This window comes from Ruegeria sp. C9 (assembly GCF_056537585.1).
Map to the genome: position 1 here is coordinate 648,898 of NZ_JBQFRU010000002.1, position 13,730 is coordinate 662,627.

The 13,730-nt window shown below is 56.7% G+C and carries 16 protein-coding genes; 8 read left to right on the forward strand and 8 right to left on the reverse strand.

The window, feature by feature from the left end; translation table 11 throughout:
- Nucleotides 1-30 precede the first annotated feature (30 nt).
- Nucleotides 31-825 (forward strand): lytic murein transglycosylase, encoded by a 795-nt coding sequence (locus tag ACR0NE_RS07415; protein ID WP_170598005.1) that lies wholly within the window; start codon nucleotides 31-33, stop codon nucleotides 823-825.
- A 176-nt stretch (nucleotides 826-1,001) separates the two neighbouring features.
- Nucleotides 1,002-1,931 carry a hypothetical protein gene (locus ACR0NE_RS07420; protein WP_480444140.1) on the forward strand — a complete coding sequence of 310 codons (930 nt, stop codon included), beginning with the start codon at nucleotides 1,002-1,004 and terminating at the stop codon, nucleotides 1,929-1,931.
- A 36-nt stretch (nucleotides 1,932-1,967) separates the two neighbouring features.
- On the opposite strand, the gene ACR0NE_RS07425 is transcribed toward ACR0NE_RS07420, so the two are convergent.
- The gene (locus ACR0NE_RS07425; protein ID WP_170598002.1) at nucleotides 1,968-2,711 is read right to left on the reverse strand and encodes a heme-dependent oxidative N-demethylase family protein; all 744 of its coding nucleotides are present in this window, start codon (nucleotides 2,709-2,711) and stop codon (nucleotides 1,968-1,970) included.
- Between the two features lie 124 nt (nucleotides 2,712-2,835).
- Between ACR0NE_RS07425 and dddP the strand changes: the two genes are divergently transcribed.
- Nucleotides 2,836-4,179: a dimethylsulfonioproprionate lyase DddP gene (gene dddP / locus ACR0NE_RS07430; RefSeq protein ID WP_170597999.1), complete on the forward strand. Its 1,344-nt coding sequence runs from the start codon at nucleotides 2,836-2,838 to the stop codon at nucleotides 4,177-4,179.
- Nucleotides 4,180-4,189: 10 nt separating this feature from the next.
- Here dddP and ACR0NE_RS07435 read toward each other — a convergent pair whose 3' ends face one another.
- Nucleotides 4,190-4,384 carry a hypothetical protein gene (locus ACR0NE_RS07435; RefSeq protein ID WP_170597997.1) on the reverse strand — a complete coding sequence of 65 codons (195 nt, stop codon included), beginning with the start codon at nucleotides 4,382-4,384 and terminating at the stop codon, nucleotides 4,190-4,192.
- Between the two features lie 255 nt (nucleotides 4,385-4,639).
- Between ACR0NE_RS07435 and ACR0NE_RS07440 the strand changes: the two genes are divergently transcribed.
- The gene (locus ACR0NE_RS07440; protein ID WP_170597994.1) at nucleotides 4,640-5,854 is read left to right on the forward strand and encodes a bifunctional alpha/beta hydrolase/OsmC family protein; all 1,215 of its coding nucleotides are present in this window, start codon (nucleotides 4,640-4,642) and stop codon (nucleotides 5,852-5,854) included.
- 55 nt (nucleotides 5,855-5,909) lie between these two features.
- Here the strand turns inward: ACR0NE_RS07440 and ACR0NE_RS07445 are convergent, their stop codons facing one another.
- From ACR0NE_RS07445 to ACR0NE_RS07465, 5 genes are all read right to left on the reverse strand, one after another.
- Nucleotides 5,910-6,260: a hypothetical protein gene (locus ACR0NE_RS07445; protein ID WP_170597991.1), complete on the reverse strand. Its 351-nt coding sequence runs from the start codon at nucleotides 6,258-6,260 to the stop codon at nucleotides 5,910-5,912.
- A gap of 10 nt (nucleotides 6,261-6,270) precedes the next feature.
- Nucleotides 6,271-6,828 (reverse strand): hypothetical protein, encoded by a 558-nt coding sequence (locus ACR0NE_RS07450; protein WP_170597987.1) that lies wholly within the window; start codon nucleotides 6,826-6,828, stop codon nucleotides 6,271-6,273.
- Between the two features lie 139 nt (nucleotides 6,829-6,967).
- Nucleotides 6,968-7,555 carry a biotin transporter BioY gene (locus tag ACR0NE_RS07455; protein ID WP_170396416.1) on the reverse strand — a complete coding sequence of 196 codons (588 nt, stop codon included), beginning with the start codon at nucleotides 7,553-7,555 and terminating at the stop codon, nucleotides 6,968-6,970.
- 75 nt (nucleotides 7,556-7,630) lie between these two features.
- Entirely contained in the window at nucleotides 7,631-8,053 is a 423-nt protein-coding gene (locus tag ACR0NE_RS07460) for a DUF6314 family protein (protein WP_170422260.1), read from the reverse strand.
- Nucleotides 8,050-8,382 (reverse strand): hypothetical protein, encoded by a 333-nt coding sequence (locus ACR0NE_RS07465; RefSeq protein WP_170396412.1) that lies wholly within the window; start codon nucleotides 8,380-8,382, stop codon nucleotides 8,050-8,052. Before ACR0NE_RS07465 ends, ACR0NE_RS07460 begins: the two co-directional genes overlap by 4 nt.
- Before the next feature lie 88 nt (nucleotides 8,383-8,470).
- Between ACR0NE_RS07465 and purB the strand changes: the two genes are divergently transcribed.
- The 4 genes from purB (at nucleotide 8,471) to ACR0NE_RS07485 (ending at nucleotide 12,868) form a co-directional block, all read left to right on the forward strand.
- Nucleotides 8,471-9,775, forward strand: coding sequence for an adenylosuccinate lyase (gene purB, locus ACR0NE_RS07470; RefSeq protein WP_170396410.1), 1,305 nt, complete (start codon nucleotides 8,471-8,473; stop codon nucleotides 9,773-9,775).
- 380 nt (nucleotides 9,776-10,155) lie between these two features.
- On the forward strand, nucleotides 10,156-10,698 hold the full coding sequence (locus tag ACR0NE_RS07475; RefSeq protein WP_170597984.1) for a tetratricopeptide repeat protein: 543 nt from the start codon (nucleotides 10,156-10,158) through the stop codon (nucleotides 10,696-10,698).
- Nucleotides 10,699-10,764: 66 nt separating this feature from the next.
- Nucleotides 10,765-11,859, forward strand: a complete 1,095-nt coding sequence (locus ACR0NE_RS07480) for a flagellar motor switch protein FliG (RefSeq protein ID WP_480453764.1) — start codon at nucleotides 10,765-10,767, stop codon at nucleotides 11,857-11,859.
- Between the two features lie 85 nt (nucleotides 11,860-11,944).
- Entirely contained in the window at nucleotides 11,945-12,868 is a 924-nt protein-coding gene (locus ACR0NE_RS07485) for a lysophospholipid acyltransferase family protein (RefSeq protein WP_170597981.1), read from the forward strand.
- On the opposite strand, the gene ACR0NE_RS07490 is transcribed toward ACR0NE_RS07485, so the two are convergent.
- Nucleotides 12,869-13,570: a DUF1223 domain-containing protein gene (locus tag ACR0NE_RS07490; RefSeq protein WP_170597978.1), complete on the reverse strand. Its 702-nt coding sequence runs from the start codon at nucleotides 13,568-13,570 to the stop codon at nucleotides 12,869-12,871.
- Between the last annotated feature and the right edge of the window lie 160 nt (nucleotides 13,571-13,730).

The following is a 13,730-nucleotide window of genomic DNA, read 5'->3' on the forward strand; positions in this document are numbered from 1 at the left end:
CATGGTTTTTTTTGCACTCGGATTTCCTCTATGCCTCGTCTTCGCCTTTACGCTGCACTCGCGTTCCTTCTGCCCTCAGTGGCACTGTCCGCCCCTTGTGGGAATACCAGCAGCGGGTTTGAGGCCTGGAAAGCCGACTTTGCCAAAACCGCCAAACGGGCGGGTGTGAAAAAGAAGGGTCTGCAAGCGCTCGCGCAGACGCAATATGCTACACGTACGATTGCCGCGGATCGCAATCAGAAGAGCTTTAAATACTCATTAGACAAATTCATGCAGGTGCGCGGGGCAAACACCATCGTTGCGCAAGGGCGCAAGCGCAAAGCTCGCAATCCGCAGTTTTACGCCACGCTCGAGCGTCAATATGGCGTACCGGCGGGTGTGCTGATTGCCATTCACGGCATGGAAACCGGCTTTGGAGGTTTCATGGGAGATAGTCAGGTTGTTTCCGCAATCACGACATTAGCCTATGATTGTCGCCGATCCGAATTCTTCATCCCGCACGCTATCGGCGCCTTAAAACTGGTTGACCAAGGTACCCTCACGATGGCGACAAAAGGGGCAAAACATGGCGAGCTGGGGCATACACAGTTCCTGCCCGGCAATGCCCTGACCTATGGTGTGGACGCCACCGGTGACGGTCGGGTCGATTTTTATAACATGACCGACGCGCTTGCCTCGACCGCGAATTTTCTACGTAAGAAAGGGTGGAAGCCCGGTCGCGGCTATCAACCCGGAGAGCCGAATTTTGCGGTCATACAGCAATGGAATGCGGCCTCGGTCTACCAGCAATCCATTGCAATCATGGCGGCGCGAATCGACAACTAGGGCAGTCATAGGCTTGACGTCAGAGCACCTGAATTCGGCCACATTGTTGCCACATAGATTTAAGGAAACCCCGATTTTCTTGGTTTCCAAAGCGTAATCAATCTTGGAATATTTCGACTTTTTTCCATTTTGGTCAAAATTTGCGCCATTTCGCCTGTTAATTTGTTGTGAAGATTATGACAGCAAAGGAACATGCTGTGACTGCAAAGCATAGTTACCACGGTGGCCTCCAGTTTGACGGGTCGGCAGATGGCGCGCTTGAGCGTCTGTGCGAGGTCGTCTCGACGACGCTGGGTGACTATGGCCATCTGGTCGAGCGCAAGACGCTTCTTAGCGCATCAGAGGCCAGTATCGTCAGCAGCCAATATCTCGTGCGTCTGACATTGGACTCGGAACCAACCCAAGTAGATCACAATCACCATGAGCGGATGGATCGAACCGCTGGTCTCAAAACTATGCCGCGTGCTGCGGTAACCCTGCCGGGAAACCGGCTGACGATCTCGATTTGTCCGGTGTCAAAACTGCTCGATGACAGTGAAATATCCGAGTTGATGCTTGTGGTGATCCTGTACCGAATGGTCGACATCTGCACGACCCGTCGTGTCGAATGGTTGTCGCCCAAAACGGTTCTGACCATCGAACAATTCATGAGTGCCTTTGATTCAATTGCGCCGCGCAACGCCCGGAACCGAAAGCAGATTTTCGAAGCAGTCAGCGGCCCATTTGCGGGGCTCGATCTGCCCGATCCTGATGCGGAAAATACACAGACCAAACACGCCAAGCCGCGTCCGATCAAGCTAAGTGACGACCAACTGCTCAGTATCGCCTTCCGGACCGAGGCTGATGCTCCCCTGCCCGCCGGCAACATTCACCAGTCCGAGGACGAAACGGAACGCCCAAGCGATATTCTGCGACTGACCAGCTGGGGCATGACTGGTGCTGTGGCAAGCATATCGACACCGATTGCCATATCCCTGGCAGCAGTCAATCTGATCCGGGGTGAGGATTTTCGCCTCAACACTCAAGTTCTGGCTTTTACCACAGCGATTTTTGGCCTGAACGCTACGAATGCTTTTGCCGAGGTCGCCAGCGCGATTGGCATGTAATCAAATTACCCAAGACCCTCCTTGGAGGCCCCGCCGTCAGGCGGGGTTTTCCATTTTAAGGACCTGATCAGCGGCCATTACATAAGTGTGGATCGCGAACACCACTGCGTTTGTCTCAGGTAAACGCAAGAGAGTCTGACGTTCACTACGCAGATATCGGGCCGAATTTTCGTCCCGCGGTGTGCGTCGCTGCATGAGACTGCGCGGTTGGAACAATTCGGCATCATTGTACCAAAGCGCATTGAACCGCCAGAGTGGTCGGTCGGGCTGAATGCCGTCAAACAAACGTTGAACTCTGCGGGCAATATTGGCGTCGTAGGCGTCAACCGGTTCATGGATCCCAATCAACGGGCGCATGAACTTTTCTGACAGCATCCAGCTTGCGGGAAAGCACAGGATCGCGCCAGTCAAAACATGCTCGTCATCGTGTTTCTGCAGAATGCAGAAATCCTCTTGCACCAAATGGCATAGCGTTTCCAACGGGCGTTCCCGGTCAACCTCAACCCGTACACCGTCGGGCCGCACAACGTGATCGGAGACATTCGGATAAACTTGCTGAATGACCAGTTCCAGCAACTCCTGCGCGGGTGCCAACGCCTCGGGGCTTTGCGCCAAGACATCCTGTTTTTGCTGCGCCAACAGCGCCGCGCGTCGTTGCATCTGGGCAGAAAATGCATCGTCGCGATGCAACCAGGCCCTGGGGTCCGCAGGCTTAATGCCAGGCAGCGGGTTTTGGGCGAGTGGATCATAGGGAATGGCTTGCTGTAATATCACGGTCATAGTCGAGGCATAGCACCCTGCTCTGGCGCTGTCGGTCAAAAAGCGACCAGAAGACGGTCGCAAACCTAGAAGACGCAGCGCATCTGGATTTGCAGGTTGGGCAGGCAAGCAGAAAGGTCCAACCGTGAACACACCATATCGTGACACCCGTAAGATTGACCCGACCCGGGGCGCCACCCTCGGGGACGGGACACCGAACGACAATGACAGGATCGAGATCGGACCGACACAGCTTGCCTTTGACGAATGGGCCGCTGCCGGGCTTAGCCTGCCCAATCTAGAACAGATGCGTAAATACCGCTGGAAACGCCTCACTCAGGCCATCGTGCAGCGCGATTGGGGCGGGATCCTGCTGTTTGATCCCCTGAATATCCGCTATGCGACTGACAGCACCAACATGCAGCTCTGGAATACCCATAACCCGTTCCGGGCCGTTCTGGTTTGCGCTGACGGATATATGGTGATCTGGGACTACAAGAACTCTCCGTTCTTGTCGAAATTCAACCCGCTGGTGCGCGAGCAGCGCTCGGGCGCGGATCTGTTCTATTTCGACCGGGGCGACAAGATTGACGTTGCCGCAGATGTGTTTTCAAACGAGGTGCGCGCCCTGATCGAAGAACATGGCGGCAGCAACATGCGGCTGGGTGTCGACAAGATCATGCTGCACGGCCTGCGCGCGCTTGAGGCTCAGGGGTTCGAGGTGATGGAGGGCGAAGAGCTTACCGAGAAAACCCGTGCCATCAAAGGCCCAGACGAAATCCTCGCCATGCGCTGCGCCAGCCACGCCTGCGAGACCGCTGTGGCCGAAATGGAGCGCTTCGCACGTATCAATGTCGGAGACGGGAAGACATCCGAGGATGACATTTGGGCAGTGCTACATGCTGAAAACATCCGGCGCGGTGGTGAATGGATCGAGACCCGCCTGCTTGCCTCGGGCCAGCGCACCAATCCCTGGTTTCAGGAATGCGGCCCGCGCATCACGCGGCAAAATGAAATCATCGCGTTTGATACCGACCTGATTGGTTCTTACGGCATTTGCGTCGACATCTCACGAACCTGGTGGATCGGCGATCAAAAGCCACGTGCGGATATGATTTATGCCATGCAGCATGCGCATGAGCACATCATGACCAACATGGAAATGCTGAAACCAGGCGTCATGATCCCGGAACTAACCGCGAATGCCCATCGGCTGGATGACAAGTTTCAGGCACAGAAATACGGCTGCCTGATGCATGGAGTTGGATTGTGCGATGAATGGCCCTTGGTGGCCTATCCCGACAAGGCGGTCGAGGGATCCTATGATTATCCACTTGAACCCGGAATGGTGTTGTGCGTCGAAGCGGCAGTTGGCGAGGTTGGCGGCGATTTCTCGATCAAGCTGGAAGATCAGGTTCTGATCACTGAAGACGGCTATGAAAACCTAACGAAGTATCCGTTCGACGCACAGTTGATGGGGTCTGGCTAAGCGCTATGGCCTAGTTCGACCAGTGGGACCGTCTGACATTACCGTGCCAGTCTTCAGGCGCGGTGAGAGTTGGCGTGTCCTCAGACGTATTGGTCAGCGGCCAGCTGTGTCCCAGTGCAAAACCAATTGCGCCAGTCACGAGAATTGCCAACAGAACTCCGGCGTGGAGTGTCGGGCTTAGCGGTGCAGATGTTGTATGTGCCATTTTGACCTCTGCTTTGGATAAGAAGGATGATTGCAAGTTGGGGTCCAAGAATAAATAAGTAAAATGAATGTTTATATGATCTTACATCACATTTTTTGATTATTCAAAAACCAACCCCAACAAAGCGTTGATGCGACGCGCCAAGGGCTACGTGGTCTCTCCCCCTCACCTTCCCGTTACGCCACTGACACAAGGGTTGAGAGAACCGCACACAGCACACAGTATTGTCGAAACCCGGACCACCAAGGATTCATCATGCCCACCGAACGCATTACTTTCGCCGGTCACGACGGCAGCCAATTGGCCGCGCGCCTTGATCTGCCGGACGGGCCGGTATTGGCAACGGCTTTGTTTGCGCATTGCTTTACCTGCTCTAAGGACATACCTGCCGCACGGCGCATTTCGGCGCGTTTGGCGGCGATGGGCATCGCCGTGCTCAGGTTTGATTTTACAGGCCTTGGCCACTCGGATGGAGAGTTTGCGAATACGACATTCACCTCAAATGTCGAAGATCTGATCTCTGCAGCGCACTACCTGTCCGGCCGCAACATGGCCCCCGCCCTGCTTATCGGCCATTCACTTGGCGGCGCTGCGGTACTGCGCGCACGCGCTGGCATACCGTCGGTCAAGGCGGTCGTCACATTGGGTGCGCCTGCTGACCCGGGCCACGTATCACACCATTTCGAGGCCGCCCTGCCCGAGATTCAGGCGCAAGGCAGCGCAGAGGTTTCGCTTGGCGGTCGCCCGTTCCGCATTGGCAAAGCTTTTGTCGATGACATTTCAGAGGCCGCGCTTAGCCCTGCCGTTTCAGATTTGAAAGCAGCGCTTCTGATCCTGCACGCACCGCGCGATGACACGGTCAGCATTGACAACGCCAGCACCATCTTTCTGGCTGCGAAGCATCCAAAAAGTTTTGTCACGCTGGACGATGCCGACCATCTGATCACGCGCGCCGCTGATGCGGATTACGCGGCGGATGTCATTGCGGCTTGGGTGTCGAGATACGTCAAACTGTGCCCGCCCGCCCCACCACCCGGTGCCCCGGAAGGTGTTGTTCGCGTGACCGAGGCAGACCCGGCAGGGTTCCTGCAAGACATCCAGTCCGGCCCGCGCCACCATGCGGTCGCTGACGAGCCCGCTTCGTACGGAGGAACGGACCGAGGCATGTCCCCTTATGGATTTGTGTCCTCGGGATTGGGCGCCTGTACCTCGATGACCATTCGCATGTATGCGCGGCGCAAGAAATGGCCTCTGACGGGTATCACCGTCGATGTCTGCCACGACAAGGTACACGCGCAGGACGCCGGACTGGCCAGCGATGGCAAGGTCGATCAGTTCCGCCGCAAGATACGGCTACAAGGGCCGCTGGATGCCGCGCAACGTGCTAAGCTATTGGAGATCGCAGATAAATGTCCCGTGCACCGAACCCTTGAAGGCTCGGCCCATATCACGACTGAGCTGCTGGACTGAAAACCACCTTTGTCAGCTTATGATAATGATTGAAGGGGGCTTTTGCCCCCTTTTTCTAACGGCGCCTCGGTGAGGGTCGGTGAATTGGTGGCCGTGCCGTCGGAGGACGCGCCACCGGGGGATGCGGACGCGACGGCGGTTTGGCGATCGGTGGCTTTGGCCGCGGTGGAGGGTTTGGACGAACCGGTCGATCGGGGCGGTCGGGCCGGTCTGGGCGGTTTATGTCAACATCTACATTCACGTTACGGTCGTGGTAGTAATCATTCCACAGCATCGAGTCGTAGAACGGGTCATACCCAACGCCATACCCTACCCCGACGGACACGCCATCGCAGGCGGACAATGTAAAGGTTGCTGCACCAAGTCCCAGCGCCAGAACAGACCGTTTTAACAGTTTGCGAGTCATCCGAGCCTCCTTACTGCAAAGACCGGAACGACGCGAAAACGGCGTTCAAGGCATCAACATAAGACGGGTCGGCCCCGTCCCGCAGGATCGCCACCCCAATTGCAACACGGTCACGCGGCAAATCGATCACGGTGGCAGTAAAATTCACACCCCGCCCATCCCGATTGCCGGTGCCGCGAATGACATAAGCAGGCCGCCCGCCAATCCTTGTATCACTGGTGCTGGTCACCGTCGGGTCCTTGACGAGGAATTTGTCGATATCCTCAAGATAGCGCACCCCGCCCTGAATGCTGGAAACCCGTGATGGTGAGACGAAGCCCATCCAGACATTATCGTCGGTCACCGGTCTGATCCCCATGACGCGCGAAACCGCACGGGCATCGCCCAGATTGGTATCCTCGATTTCACGCGGGCCACCGGTACGCAATGTCCAGAAGTCGGGAACCTCAAAGCGGAACAGGACGCGTCCTTCATCGGTGTAAGTCACCGGTGTGTCGGCTTGCACAGGCGTTACAGCCGACCAAGTCACGGCACTTGCAGCAAGCACCAAGCTTAACAAAATACGCATATCTCAATAACCTGATCAGTTTTCTGATGTCAGGTTGCCCATGCAGATTGACTTTGTCCAGCATCCTGTTCTGTAGACAATAAAAAACCCGCGTCCGGAAAGCTCCGAACGCGGGTGTATCTTGCGCAAGAGCGCGCTATCAGGTGCGTGCGTCGCCCAGCAGCTTCCACAGGCCAGGGATCAGCAGAGCGGCCAGCGCCAGCTTGATCGCGTCACCCAGCAGGAACGGTGTCAGACCCCATTCCAGGATCGGCTTGTCCCAGCCATACAGCTGACCCAGCCACAGCAGGCCCGGCACGTAGATCAGCACGTTGGCCAGTACCAGCGCCAGCGCCAGCTTGCCGACCGAACGATCCCAGCCGCGCGCGGCCAGTGCGCCCAGCAGAATGGTCGCCATCAGGTAACCGACCAGATAGCCGCCGGTGCCACCCATCATGTAGGTCAGGCCGTATTTTTCGGCCGAGGAACCTGCAAACACGTCAAAGCCCAGAGCACCAACCAGCAGGTAACCCAGCATCGTGATCAGGCCAAGGCGCGCGCCATAAGCGGTGCCGATGGTCAAAACGGCGAATGTGCCCATGGTGATCGGAACCGGCCACATCGGCACTTTGATTTTGGCTGCAACAGCCAGAGCAACGATACCCAGGGCAACCAGAGCCACCTGCTTGACGCGCAGCGCCGTCCCCTCACGCGGGCCAAAAGCATTGGCCAGTACGTTTGCGTTCATCTCATTTCTCCACATTCGGACTTATTTGCACATGCAGCAATGCCCGTTCCGGGCCGTTGCTGCAAGATGATTACGCTATCGCAGCGCGTATTTGGTCTCCATTTCATAGGATTTTCGCGGTCCTGATACAGTCCAGCGGACTGTCCAGCGCGGCCATCCTGAGAAATCATAGTCTGCATCATAGCTGTCCGGCGGGCAATCGTGATGATCCTTGACGCGGGTTTGGCCAAGTTTGAGTGCGTGAAAAAACCGATCATCATCAAAATGGATAGCGATCCGATCACCGGCGTCGCGCCAAAGGTATCGACGCGTTCCCGTCATTGCAGGCTGCCCCGGAACACGCAGCGTGACCGTCTCATCATAGACCAACCCTTGGGTATCTTGCCGTAGCTCTGCCTTACCCTCGGCCTGAATGATCTGGCCTGCACGCTCGTCCCGGATGAGGCGGCTCAGGTCCCAAACCCCCTGGAAATCATAAATATTTCTGGGCAGGCTCACTTCAAATAGATTCCGTCAGTTGTATTGCCTGAATCATCCACAAACCGGATGGTTTCACCGCTTTGCTCAACATCATAACAAGCCCAGAAATCCGAAGGCGGCCAGACCGAGCAATAGCGATCATCACGAACGGCCCATCGTCCCGAACTTGGGCGGCCTGAAAAGTACTGCGTTTGCATATTGCTATCGAAGGTCTGGGTGATCCCCTCGCCATAGTCGAGCTTCTTGCCAGCAAGCGCCATCAGAATCTCATCACCCGTCAGTTGCTGAAACTCATCGGCGGCCACAAATCCCGGCCAAAGCAATAAAATCAGGGCAAACCGTCTCATCCCAGCACTCGCGCCTTGTTCCTTGGTCAATGCGCGGCTAAACCCCGCGCCAACGCCTCATCCCAATCATAAAAAGGTGCTGCCGCCAATGATTCCCCGCTATTCACGCCCCGATATGGTCGCCATCTGGTCACCCGAGAGCAAGTTCCGCATTTGGTACGAGATCGAGGCGCACGCCTGCGACGCCATGGCCGATCTAGGCGTGATCCCGCGTGAAAACGCCGAGGCCGTGTGGAAAGCCAAGGATGTGGAGTTTGATGTCGCCCGTATCGACGAGATCGAAGCCGTCACCAAACACGACGTCATCGCCTTCCTGACCCATCTGGCCGAACATGTGGGCAGCGAGGAAGCCCGTTTCGTGCATCAGGGCATGACCTCCTCGGACGTGCTGGACACTTGCTTCAATGTGCAACTGACCCGCGCCGCCGACCTGCTGATTGCAGACCTCGAAGGTCTGTTGGCTGCCCTGAAACGCCGCGCGATAGAGCACAAAGACACCGTTCGCATCGGTCGCAGCCACGGTATCCATGCCGAACCCACCACGATGGGCCTGACCTTTGCCCGCTTCTATGCCGAGATGGACCGCAACTTGTCCCGGATGCGCGATGCCCGCGCGGAAATCGCCACCGGAGCGATCAGCGGCGCGGTCGGGACGTTTGCGAATATCGACCCGCAGGTTGAAGAGCATGTCTGCGACAAGCTGGGTCTGGTGCCTGAACCGATCAGCACGCAGGTCATTCCCCGCGACCGTCACGCCGCGTTCTTCGCCACACTGGGTGTTATCGCCAGCAGCATCGAAAACATCGCTATCGAAATCCGCCATATGCAGCGGACAGAGGTGTTGGAAGGTGCCGAGTTCTTCTCGATGGGACAGAAAGGTTCCTCGGCGATGCCGCACAAGAAGAACCCGGTCCTGACCGAGAACCTGACCGGTCTTGCGCGCATGGTGCGTGCGGCCGTGATCCCGGCGATGGAGAACGTGGCGCTGTGGCACGAGCGCGATATCTCGCATTCCTCGGTCGAACGCATGATCGGGCCGGATGCCACTATCACGCTGGACTTTGCACTCGCGCGATTGACCGGTGTAATCGACAAGATGCTGATCTTCCCCGAGAACATGATCGAGAACATGAACAAGTTCCCCGGTCTTGTCATGAGCCAACGAGTGCTGTTGGCGTTGACCCAAGCAGGTGTAAGCCGCGAGGATGCCTATGCCATGGTTCAGCGCAACGCGCTGAAAGTCTGGGAGCATCGCACCGACTTCAAAGAGGAACTGTTGGCCGACGCCGATGTCACCGCCGCGCTGAGCCCGAAAGAAATCGAAGAGAAATTCGATCTCGGCTACCATACCAAACATGTAGATACGATTTTCGCCCGCGTATTCGGCGAATAATTCAAACTCAAACAGTGCTAAAAACTTGGCCCGGTTTGCTCAATGCAGCCGGGCCTTGTGTCTTTGCCAGATTGGCAAAAATCGGTTAATCTGTTGGCACAGTTTCCGCGAAAGGAAAACTCGATGCTACGAACTGCTCTATGCGCAATTGCTCTTATCTGTGCGGGCACCGCCGGATTTGCCTGTAACGGTAACACCAAGCAAACCCAGTCCTGTGCTGAAGGCACAATTTGGGACAGCGAAAGCCAAAGCTGCATGAAAATCGTCAATAGCTGACATTTTTATTTCCTGCTTGTGAATAAAAGCGATCAGTCAATCGTTAGCTTTTTTGAAGATCAAGCTATGATTGTAACAAGTCTCTTTGACAACGGAGTAGGAAAATGCGTCTTGTACTAGCCTCGGCCATCGCTCTTCAGGCCTTTACCTTCGCGCCCATGGCCATTGCTGCGGGTGGTGGGGACAGCAGCCCGCCCAAGCCCACCAACACCACCAAGAAATGCCTGTTTGGCCGCGTCTATGACGAGGCAGCCGGGCGCTGCGTCAAACCCAACAAGACGAATTTCACCGAAGACCAACTGTATGATGCCGTGCGCGAGTTGGCTTACGACGGGCAGTACGAAAATGCTCAGGGCATTCTGCGTATCATGGATCAAGATGATGATCGGGTGCAGACCTATTGGGGGTTCACCTATCGCAAGATGGGTGAGCTGAAACTGGCTGACGCGTTTTACCAAAAAGCAATTGAATCCAACCCCGACAACATCCTCGCCCGCAGCTACATGGGTCAGGGATTTGTTACCCAGGACAAGACCGAGTTGGCCATCGCACAATGGCGCGAGATCAAGGCGCGTGGTGGCGAAGGCACATGGGCTGAGACATCGCTGCGCGAAGCGATCAGAACAGGGCTGACATATAGCTACTGAGTTTCAGGGTTTCTTTACCCGACTCTCTATATTCTGCCTGCAACGCGAATGAGGCATTGCAGGCAGATGCAGGACACGAAACTAATGGTGCAGATGACGCCGGGCGCGCAACCCCCGGTCGTTGAACAAGACGATGATGCGCCACGTGTTGTGCCGCGCGCCCTCAGCAACCGAGAGAAAGCCGCAGTTGTGGTTCGGCTGCTGCTGAACGAGGGGGCGGATATCCCGCTGGAAGAGCTTCCCGATTCACTGCAGGAACAACTTACCCACCAACTTGGACAGATGGGGTTGGTTGACCGGGTAACGCTGGCCGCCGTCGCGCAGGAATTTGCCGATGCGCTGGATGGCGTAGGGCTTGCATTTCCCCATGGGCTTGCTGGTGCTCTGGACGCGGTGAACGGCAAGATCGCCCCAGCCACCGCCGCCCGGCTGCGCAAGGTAGCTGGCGTGAGGCAGATCGGTGACCCATGGCAGCGTTTGCGCGAAGTACCCTCAGAAGATCTGGCCGAGATGGCCAAAGCTGAAAGCACCGAAGTCGCCGCCGTTATGCTGTCGAAACTCGAAACCGCCAAGGCTGCCCAGTTGTTGGGCCACCTACCCGGCCCCACAGCGCGACGGATAACTTATGCAGTCTCGAAAACGGCCAACGTGACGCCCGAGGCGGTTGAGCGGATCGGATGGTCCTTGGCCGCTCAGCTGGATCAACGCCCCGAGCCCGCCTTTCGGGATGGGCCGGGTGAGCGTGTGGGCGCGATCCTCAACCAGTCGGCCGCGGCGACGCGTGATGGTTTGCTGACCGCGCTGGACGAAGAAGACTCCGATTTTGCCGATACCGTCCGGCAATCGATCTTCATCTTTTCGCATGTGCCCTCGCGCATCGAACCCCGCGATGTTCCAGCGATTCTGCGCGGTGTGGATCAACCCGTTCTCATCACGGCGTTGGCCGGAGCCAATAGCGACGAAGACCTTGCCACGGTCGAGTTCTTCCTAGCCAACATGTCCTCTCGCATGGCGGACAACTTACGGGAAGAAATGGCCGAACGTGGCAAGGTCAAACAATCCGACAGTGAAGAAGCGATGTCGCAGATCGTTGCAGCCATCCGCGCGCTTTTGGACGAGGGCGCGATCGCACTGGTCGAGGCGGAGGAGAATGCAGAATAGTCCGGCAAGGCGCGACCACTTGTGATCGCACGATGGGGCCTGTATGTCTCGTCGCGCAGTTCACAACGCTCAGGTGTCTCTCCCCATGCCCGTCGAAAAGTCGGAACTAAGCCGATTTGAGCTTGGAAAATACTACGTCGCCAACCTGTTTCTGACCGGCGTAATCCGCGGCATGCGCCTGCTGCCATATGAGCGCCGCATCGGAGCGATGGGCGCGATTGTGCGCTGGCTTGCCCCCATTGTCGGCTTTCGAACCCGCGTGCGCCGCAACCTGAAACTCACCTGCCCAGACCTGCCCGAGGCCGAGGTCAAACGCATCTGCCGCGCCGTGCCTGACAATGCCGGGCGCGCGATCATGGAGCATTTTTCAGCCGACGGTTTCATCGAGCGACAAAGCAAGGCCAAAGTATCGGGCTCGGGTGTCGAAGCATTTGATGCCGCCGTGGCGGAAGGGCGTCCAGTGATGATGATCACTGCGCATTTCGGGCACTATCTGGCCGCGCGGGTCGCGCTGCAGGCGCGTAGCGGTAAACCCATCGGCAGCCTCTATCGCCGCATGGCAAATCCATATTTCAACGACATATATGTCGAGGCATTCTATCAGACCGGGTCGCCCATGTTCGAACAGGGCCGCCGAGGTATGGTCGAAATGGTCCGTTCACTGAAAAGCGGAGGCATCATTGCCATTGTATCCGACCTGCATGCGCATGGTGGTGAGGAGCTGACCTTTTTCGGCAAACCCGCCGTCACCTCGGTGCTGAACGCGGAACTTGCGATCAAATACAAGGCTGTGCTGATCCCCTGCTATGCAGTGCGCCAACCCAACGGGATCGATTTTGAGATCGTCCTGCACGACCCGGTCCCGCATACTGATGCCAAAACCATGACCCAGTTCACCAATGACGACCTGGAAGCGATGGTGCGTCAGCACATGGGACAATGGTTCTGGATTCATCGGCGCTGGAAGTCCTGGAGGGGACTGGGGGTCCAGCCAAAGGATATGCCCTGATCACTTAACCCGCGCTGCGGCCACGATCGGACCATGGCCACTGCGCTGGATCAGTACAACGGCAGGCAATTCCGATGACAATGTTGCGGTGAAACTCTGCGGTGTTTGGCCATCCCAGCGACCGGCAATCTGCCAATTCTCGACCACGTTTGCATAATCCAGATCATGTCCGGCCAATTCGCCACGCCGGATCGAGGTGCGATGCATCGGCGAATACTGCACAATCCGAACATCATAGGTTTCGTCGTCTGGTAACTCGATCGGAACGACATTCATGGATACTTCGTTCGCGATACGCGTGGCACTGACCTCGGCCTCCGGCGGCGCAGTCAGGTGTGCATCGATTAGCCGGTTCAGTTCAATTGACTTGGCCCCAACCACATCCTGCTGCCCATTCACAACCATCTGCGGCGTATAGATCATCGTCCGCCCGCCTTCACGTGCATAGGCGCGCTGTCGATCGGTATGGTCGGGATTGGCGTATTCATCTTTCCAGCCAATGTAGTCCCAGTAATCCACATGCAACGCCAGACCGATTACATCATCCCGCTTGGCCAATTCATGCATGATCCGGTCCGCTGGCGGGCAGGACGAGCACCCCTGCGAGGTGAACAGTTCGACCACCACCGGATCATCCTGCGCCTGAGCCGGGGCAGCAAGAAAGAGTGAAACAAACGCGGTCGCAGCGACTGATCTGAGCATGTTTTCTCTCGATAGAGGATGATTGCCTGAAAGGTTTAAGTCGGAACCGAATAAACTGCCAATCAAGGTTTCTTGAGACCTCAGACACAAGCTTTCGACAAAATGTGTGCAATGGTATACAAAAAACCACCCAAACTGCCCGTTTCACCTTGAAACAACT

Coding starts and splice junctions, on each gene's coding strand:
- ACR0NE_RS07415 (WP_170598005.1), top strand. CDS start 31: ATGCCTCGTCTTCGCCTTTACGCTGCACTCGCGTTCCTTCTGCCCTCA.
- ACR0NE_RS07420 (WP_480444140.1), top strand. CDS start 1,002: ATGACAGCAAAGGAACATGCTGTGACTGCAAAGCATAGTTACCACGGT.
- ACR0NE_RS07425 (WP_170598002.1), bottom strand. CDS start 2,711: ATGACCGTGATATTACAGCAAGCCATTCCCTATGATCCACTCGCCCAA.
- ACR0NE_RS07435 (WP_170597997.1), bottom strand. CDS start 4,384: ATGGCACATACAACATCTGCACCGCTAAGCCCGACACTCCACGCCGGA.
- ACR0NE_RS07440 (WP_170597994.1), top strand. CDS start 4,640: ATGCCCACCGAACGCATTACTTTCGCCGGTCACGACGGCAGCCAATTG.
- ACR0NE_RS07445 (WP_170597991.1), bottom strand. CDS start 6,260: ATGACTCGCAAACTGTTAAAACGGTCTGTTCTGGCGCTGGGACTTGGT.
- ACR0NE_RS07450 (WP_170597987.1), bottom strand. CDS start 6,828: ATGCGTATTTTGTTAAGCTTGGTGCTTGCTGCAAGTGCCGTGACTTGG.
- ACR0NE_RS07455 (WP_170396416.1), bottom strand. CDS start 7,555: ATGAACGCAAACGTACTGGCCAATGCTTTTGGCCCGCGTGAGGGGACG.
- ACR0NE_RS07465 (WP_170396412.1), bottom strand. CDS start 8,382: ATGAGACGGTTTGCCCTGATTTTATTGCTTTGGCCGGGATTTGTGGCC.
- purB (WP_170396410.1), top strand. CDS start 8,471: ATGATTCCCCGCTATTCACGCCCCGATATGGTCGCCATCTGGTCACCC.
- ACR0NE_RS07475 (WP_170597984.1), top strand. CDS start 10,156: ATGCGTCTTGTACTAGCCTCGGCCATCGCTCTTCAGGCCTTTACCTTC.
- ACR0NE_RS07480 (WP_480453764.1), top strand. CDS start 10,765: ATGCAGGACACGAAACTAATGGTGCAGATGACGCCGGGCGCGCAACCC.
- ACR0NE_RS07485 (WP_170597981.1), top strand. CDS start 11,945: ATGCCCGTCGAAAAGTCGGAACTAAGCCGATTTGAGCTTGGAAAATAC.
- ACR0NE_RS07490 (WP_170597978.1), bottom strand. CDS start 13,570: ATGCTCAGATCAGTCGCTGCGACCGCGTTTGTTTCACTCTTTCTTGCT.